Source organism: Vibrio sp. Y176, from assembly GCF_033438945.1.
Genome location: NZ_JAWOQS010001236.1, coordinates 1 through 508 on the forward strand (window position 1 = coordinate 1; position 508 = coordinate 508).

The window sequence follows — 508 nt, forward strand, 5'->3', positions numbered from 1 at the left end:
GCTCATCATGGCGAGATGCTTAGTGCTCGTCCCCAAGTTTTTCGCGGTTGCGGGCATGAACTGAATCAGACCTGTCTCACCACTCCCAGAGCCGTTTCTAATGCTAGGGCTGAACGTTTCAGCCGTCTCAAAGGCCATACAAGCCATTAGATGATTCGGGTTGATTTCTAGCTCAGAGCAAATTTCGACCACTTTGCTTTTGAATGCAGAGCTAACTCGCTGTCCCCATGCCAAAACATGCTCAGAAGGCTCTTGAAATGGCTCGGGAGAAAAAATACATCGATGGGAACGTTGGGGATAAAAAGGAAGCATTTTAATGAGGCGCTGCTGCCTGCCCTTCAACATGGAAGTAAAGGAAAACAGTACAGCTTTGAGTGGCTGCCGTTTTTTAAACTTTACTAATCTATACAGTCGCTTAGATACCTTTTTCACGACATAACCAAGTTGAGGGAACACTCCCAAAATGTAATCCATTTCCTACAAGTTTTATAGAAATATCAGCTATAGC

The 508-nt window shown here is 44.7% G+C and carries 1 pseudogene; it reads right to left on the reverse strand.

Annotation, left to right across the window (positions count from 1 at the left end):
* Positions 1 to 474, reverse strand: a pseudogene (locus tag R7O13_RS31560) (hypothetical protein); the annotation flags it as partial.
* Positions 475 to 508 lie beyond the last annotated feature (34 nt).